The organism is Clostridium sp. (assembly GCF_016650035.1).
GTDB lineage: Bacteria > Bacillota > Clostridia > Clostridiales > Clostridiaceae > Clostridium_AD.
Genome location: NZ_JAENWM010000139.1, coordinates 1 through 6,526 on the forward strand (window position 1 = coordinate 1; position 6,526 = coordinate 6,526).

Here is a 6,526-nt window from a genome sequence, read left to right on the forward strand (position 1 = left end):
GTTCAAATCTTTTTTTAAGCCAACACAATTAAAATCAGCAGAATTAAGAGCATAAAAATTATTTGACTGTGTCACTAATGTAAAAAAAATTTATAAATCAAAACGATGACTTCTGTATTAATACAGAAGTCATCGTTTTGACATTTTTATTTAGAACTATTGCTTATCTTTTTTCTTATAAAGTAAAGCAAATATTAAAATTCCCATTACAGAAATTGCAGTGCATTCTTTGTAATATATAATGATGAAGTTGCTTTTAAAAGCATTTTTTACAATTTCCTTAGATGCTACGTCATAACATCTTTCTATAGAATCTAAACTTATAGTATCATAAGTATCACGGGGAGTGTGTATCCTTGTCATATCATTGTCACAGAAGGTTATAGCATCAATATTTTCACGCCTAAAGCCTTCGTGGTCACTAGCATCTTCAAAAAGATAATTAAAGAATATTTTTTCGGATTTTAAGGTATTTGAAACTGATGCTATAAAAGGCGTTTTAGCGGTATCTTCTTTTCCACCCATGATGCATAGGGGCACAGCATTATTACTTCCAATCATATCAAAATTAAATACTTTACTACCTTTTATATCATCCTTATATTCTGTGATAAATTGGTTTGAACCTAAACACCCAAACTCTTCTGCATTAAACCCTAAGAAGAGAATACTCCGAGAAGGTTTGCCAAGCGAGGTTAAATACTTACTCATTTCTAACATGAAGGAAAGTCCAGAGGCATTATCTAGAGCACCATTATATATGGTGCCATTTAAATCGGTACCTAGATGGTCAAAGTGCGCAGAAACAATTATAGGTGGTGCAGAGGTATCGCTGCCTTCTAAATAGCCCATAACGTTATTTGCACTGGTTTCTGAGATTTCATAAGGCATAAAGCAATCAACTATGCAGTTATTATCTAATAAATTTTTAAGCTTTATAAGTGTTTCTTTAGTAATCATAATATACATGTTATAATTTGAAGTGGAAATAAAGGAACTTCTAAAGGATAAATCATTATTAGGTGGAACAAAGAATACGAAGGGGCCATCAGCGGTATTAACTTTAAGATAATCATCATTTACTTTTGTAACATTATTTTTCGTGAAGGTTAAATTATTGACTTTAAAGTTTAACATATCTTCTTTAAAATCTTTACTATAAACAAAATCTTCTAAGAGATTACCGTTGCTATCTCTTACACTTAAATATGGACTATTTTCAGTTTTTTTAGGATATAGTATATTAAAATTTTGAAACTCCTTTCCTTTATAAGGTGAAAGGTCACTATTTTTAAATTCCCTGTTAATAAGAACGGCTATTTCTTGATTTTCTAAAGTGCCAGGTAGCCGTCCTTTAAATTGATCTGAAGATATATATTTTATGTTTTGGTACACATTTGTAGGATTGAATCTATATAGGGTATAATATAGATGTGAGCTATAATAAAATAATAAAAGACAAAGGGTTAGAAAATAAGAACATATTAGCTTTTTCATATATCTCTCCTAAAATTTCTATCTTTTATATAAATATGAATATAGAAATGGTGGTATGATTAAATATGTTAATTTAGTGGAGTAAAATATAAATTTGAGAGGAGGACTGACTATTTAGATGCATTAAAAATAGTCAAAAAAAGTATGGTAAATATAGAAAATAGATTGATCAAAGAATTCGGAATAACAAAAGAGCAGTCGGAAAATGTAATCCAGTTATTAGATGAAGGGAACACAGTCCCTTTTATAGCTAGATATAGAAAAGAAGTAACTGGGGGACTTGACGATATAATTCTTAGGAATTTTACTGAGAGACTTATATATCTTAGGAATCTAGAAGAAAGAAAAGCGGATGTAATTCGTTTAATCGGAGAACAAGAAAAGTTAACAGAAGAAATTGAGCTATCAGTAAATAAATGTGAGACCTTGACTGAAATTGAGGATATATATAGACCCTTTAAGCCTAAGAAAAGAACTAGAGCTACCATTGCAATAGAAAAAGGACTTAAACCTCTTGCGGAAATTATTTTTAGCGGTGAGCTTAAGGGTAATGTAGATGAGTATGCTAAAAAATTCATAAGTGAAGAAAAAGAAGTGAATACAACACTCGATGCACTAAAAGGTGCTGGAGATATTATAAGTGAAATGATCTCAGATGAAGCTGACTATAGGAAGTGGATTAGGGCACTCGTTCAAAATCAAGGGATTGTAGAAACTAAGGGTGGAAGCGACGATACTACGCCATACGAAATGTATTACGAGTATAAAGAAAGTGTTAAATCTATTCCATCACATAGAATTCTTGCTATAAATAGAGGCGAAAGTAGCAAGGTGCTTTCTGTAAAAATTAAAGTTGATAATGATAAAATCATTGATTATTTGAAAAACAAATGTTTAAAAGGGAACGATGAAACTGATAAGTATATAGAGCAAAGCATAGTGGACTCTGTGAAAAGACTTATATTTCCATCAATTGAAAGAGAAATAAGATCTCAGTTGACAGAAAAAGGTGAGATTGGTGCTATAGATATATTTAAAGCTAATTTAAAGGCTCTTTTAATGCAGTCTCCTATAAAAGGGAAGGTAGTGCTTGGATTTGATCCTGCATTTAGAACTGGGTGTAAAATAGCAGTGCTTGATGATACAGGTAAACTGTTAGATACAGCTACGGTATATGCTACTGCTGGAAGCAAGGACACAATGGAAAAAGCTATAGATATTATTAAAGAATTAGTAATTAAGCATAATGTAGAAGTAATATCCCTGGGGAATGGAACTGCAAGTAGGGAGTCTGAAGAAATTATAGCTGGGATGATTAAAGATCTTAAAGCAGAATGTTCTAAAGAGTTGTACTATGTTATAGTCTCAGAAGCTGGGGCATCAGTGTATTCTGCCTCGGAGCTTGCGTCAAAAGAATATCCAGATATAAATGTATCTATTAGAGGAGCTATTTCCATAGGACGAAGACTCCAAGACCCACTGGTTGAACTAGTGAAAATTGATCCTAAAGCTATTGGAGTTGGTCAATACCAACATGACATAGCACCTAAAAAACTTGATGAATCCTTAAAGGGAGTGGTTGAAGACTGTGTTAATGCAGTTGGTGTAGATCTAAATATTGCAACGCCATCTCTATTAACGTATATATCAGGTATAAATGTTTCTATAGCTCAAAACATTGTAGCCTATAGAGAAGAAAATGGTAAGTTTAAAGCTAGAAAAGAATTATTAAAAGTTAAAAGATTAGGTGCAAAGGCATACGAGCAATGTGCTGGATTTTTAAGGGTTACGGAGAGTAAAGAATTTTTAGATAATACTTCGGTTCATCCTGAATCATATAATGCTACAAAGCAGTTATTGGATTTATTAAAGTATTCAAAAGAAGATTTTAAATCTTTGAATTTTAAAGATATGGATGAACGAATGAAAGATATTAATACTAAAGAGGTAGCTGAAAAATTAGAAATAGGAGTTCCAACTCTTAGAGATATTATTAAAGAAATTAAAAAACCGGGTAGGGATCCTAGAGAGGAAATGCCCAAACCTATATTGAAAACGGGTATAGTTCAGATAGCTCATCTTAAACCGGGTATGAAACTTATGGGAACTGTTAGAAATGTATCTGATTTTGGAGCTTTTGTTGATATTGGAGTCCATCAGGATGGGTTAGTACATATAAGCCAACTAGCAGATAAATTTGTAAAGCATCCGCTAGATGTAGTCAAAACTGGTGATATAGTAGAGGTTAGTGTGCTTGAAGTAGATGAGAAAAGGAAAAGAATATCATTATCAATGAAAACTCAGTAATTATTATGTTGCTTTTTTAACTTAAAAAGAATATAATTAAATTATAAAATAAAATTTAATAATCTTCAGGGCGGGGCGAATTTCCCCACCGGCGGTAAAGCCCGCGAGCCGTAAGGTTGATTCGGTTTAACTCCGAAGCCGACAGTAAAGTCTGGATGAAAGAAGATGAGATATACGTAAATTTGCCCTGGCATAGTTCTGTGTCGGGGTTTTTATTATGTCCATCCCTAGGAGATATAATTAATTAGGGGGTATAAAAATGAGAGACGAAAAACTTGTTAAACTTATCAAAATTTCACTTTTATCTGTTATGGCTTTTCTATTAATGTACATTGAGTTACCAATTCCCATATTTCCTGAGTTTCTAAAAATTGATATTAGTGATTTGCCAGCTCTACTCGGAGCGTTTGCACTAGGACCTATAGCAGGAGTTATTATTGAACTTGTTAAAAATATATTACATGGATTTTTAGCAGGGAAAACTGCTTTTGTGGGAGAACTTGCAAATTTCCTAGTGGGCTCATGTTTAGTATTAGTATCAGGATATATATACAAAGTTCGTAAGAGCAAGAATGGAGCTATTGTTGCTTTATTAATAGGAGTAACTTGTATGTCGATTTTTGCAGGAATATTAAATTATTTTGTTGTTTTACCTTTATACGAAATGGCATTAGGATTTCCAATGCCTGTGAATATGAGTTCTTTTATTATTTTGTCCATTATTCCTTTTAATTTTATTAAAGGAATAGTAGTATCGGCAGTGACTTTAGCTTTATATAAGAGTGTTTCGCCTATACTTCACAAAGAAAATATTGAGAGAGAATATAAAAGAAGACAACAAAATTAGATATCTAAAAAGACTAGCATACAATGCTAGTCTTTTTTTAGAGTATATTCTATAAATTGCGGTTCCACATAATTACAGCATCTTCCCCATTATCTTCATAGTAATGGGGTCTAGTGCTTACCTTCTCAAAGCCATGTTTTTCATATAAGTTTATAGCTATAAAATTAGAACTTCTAACCTCTAAGGTTATTGCTGTAACTTTTTGCTTTCTACAAATTCTAAATAGTGCTTCTACAATAATGTCACCAGCACCAAGACCACGAGCCGCGGGATGAACTGCAATATTAGTAATATGTGCTTCATCTATAATTATCCACATTCCTCCATAACCTACTATAGAATCACCCTTTTTTAATATCACATATTTGGCAATTTTATTATCTAATTCACTTTGAAGTGATTCTAAACTCCAGGAAATTGGAAAGCTTAACTGATTAATATTTATTATGGATTTAACAGATGAAGCATCCATTGGGTATATTTTAAAAACACTATTCATTTTCTTTACGCCTCATTTTTTCTTCGTATTCTCTTTCGGCTTGAGGTTTTCTAAGATACATAGGAACCGACGAATATATATCATCGTCTATTCCACTTAATAGGGATTTAAGTCCTAATTCTCCTAGGGAAGAAGCCTTAGCTAAATTTAAATGGGCTGGCGCATAATTAGCATTTGGTAATTGTCCTAGGAGTCTTTCTTTGAATTTTAAAGCTCCATCCCCTACAAATGAAGTAGTACAATTTTTTTCTTTTAGAATATTTATTAGATCATCTAAAGACACGTTCATATAATCGCTTATCCTATTAAGTTTGTTGTCATTAAACGTATATAGGGCTGTATAAACATTATCTCTTAAAGCATCTAGTATGGGACAAATAATCCCATCTGTATATGCTAAATTATATGCTAGGGAATCCAGGGTTGAGACAGTCACAAAGGGCTTTTTTGAACCTTGGCACAATCCTTTAATGGTAGCAAGTCCTATTCTAAGTCCTGTAAAAGAACCGGGACCCTTTGATGCTACAAAACCATCGATATCACTTATGCTCATTCCTGTATTTTTAAATAATTCATCAATTATTGGCAAAAGTATTTGTGCATGTTGCTTTTTACAATTAAAAGTTATTTCAGAAAGTACCCTATTATCATCCAGAATAGCACAGGTTGCCGATTCTGTAGCAGAATCTAAACTTAAAATCTTCATAGTTTTATCTCCTTTATGTAATCATATCTTATATGTTCATATTGGATATTGATTTTTCTATAATCATCTCCAAATTCAATTGATTTTTCAATGGTAATAGTTAAATTATCAGGTGGAATCAATTCTTCAATATAATTAGCCCACTCAATAATGCTGACCGCATCGCTAAATATATATTCATCAAAGCCTATAGCGGCTATTTCATCAGGGTCATTTACTCTATACACATCAAAATGATATAACTTTAAACGACCTGTGTACTCATTTACAATTGTAAAGGTGGGGCTTGTAATATGGTCTTCAATACCTAAACCTTTTGCAATTCCTTTAGCTAAATGAGTTTTGCCAGTGCCTAAGTCCCCAATCAAGCATATTATATCACCAGAATTTACAAGTGATCCGATTTGTTTTCCTAATCTATAAGTTTCTTCTACTGACATTACTATAAATTCCATAAGTTTCACCTCACTAGTTAGTTTATCCTAAAAAATAAAAAAAGAAAAGGTAATCTGGTTAAAATTAAAAAAAACTGTCAAGCATTTTTGAAAATGTCCCAAATCATGTGAAACATTAGCACCAACTAATTGTTGGTGCTTTGCTTTTGTAAAAGTATGATTTTGGGTAAGCTTAACAGACCTACCGCGTGCTTTACTTTTTTAAAAAAGAAACA

6 protein-coding genes and 1 riboswitch are annotated in these 6,526 nt (G+C 32.1%); of the genes, 2 read left to right on the forward strand and 4 right to left on the reverse strand.

From position 1 onward, the window contains the following. Positions 1-156: 156 nt before the first annotated feature. Complete coding sequence (locus JJD95_RS19260; RefSeq protein WP_291644995.1) at positions 157-1,497, reverse strand: M28 family metallopeptidase; 1,341 nt, start codon at positions 1,495-1,497, stop codon at positions 157-159. A 144-nt stretch (positions 1,498-1,641) separates the two neighbouring features. Between JJD95_RS19260 and JJD95_RS19265 the strand changes: the two genes are divergently transcribed. Beyond that, positions 1,642-3,804 (forward strand): Tex family protein, encoded by a 2,163-nt coding sequence (locus JJD95_RS19265; RefSeq protein WP_291644997.1) that lies wholly within the window; start codon positions 1,642-1,644, stop codon positions 3,802-3,804. A 57-nt stretch (positions 3,805-3,861) separates the two neighbouring features. Further along, positions 3,862-3,975, forward strand: a riboswitch (FMN riboswitch). A gap of 88 nt (positions 3,976-4,063) precedes the next feature. Continuing rightward, positions 4,064-4,651 carry an ECF transporter S component gene (locus JJD95_RS19270; protein WP_291644999.1) on the forward strand — a complete coding sequence of 196 codons (588 nt, stop codon included), beginning with the start codon at positions 4,064-4,066 and terminating at the stop codon, positions 4,649-4,651. 49 nt (positions 4,652-4,700) lie between these two features. Here JJD95_RS19270 and rimI read toward each other — a convergent pair whose 3' ends face one another. Genes rimI through tsaE form a run of 3 tightly spaced genes read right to left on the reverse strand, consistent with a single transcriptional unit; the run spans position 4,701 to position 6,311 of the window. Beyond that, positions 4,701-5,150 (reverse strand): ribosomal protein S18-alanine N-acetyltransferase, encoded by a 450-nt coding sequence (gene rimI, locus JJD95_RS19275; protein WP_291645001.1) that lies wholly within the window; start codon positions 5,148-5,150, stop codon positions 4,701-4,703. Continuing rightward, positions 5,143-5,856 carry a tRNA (adenosine(37)-N6)-threonylcarbamoyltransferase complex dimerization subunit type 1 TsaB gene (tsaB, locus tag JJD95_RS19280; protein WP_291645003.1) on the reverse strand — a complete coding sequence of 238 codons (714 nt, stop codon included), beginning with the start codon at positions 5,854-5,856 and terminating at the stop codon, positions 5,143-5,145. Before tsaB ends, rimI begins: the two co-directional genes overlap by 8 nt. After that, entirely contained in the window at positions 5,853-6,311 is a 459-nt protein-coding gene (gene tsaE / locus JJD95_RS19285; protein ID WP_291645005.1) for a tRNA (adenosine(37)-N6)-threonylcarbamoyltransferase complex ATPase subunit type 1 TsaE, read from the reverse strand. The genes tsaB and tsaE overlap by 4 nt, the downstream gene beginning before the upstream one ends. Positions 6,312-6,526 lie beyond the last annotated feature (215 nt).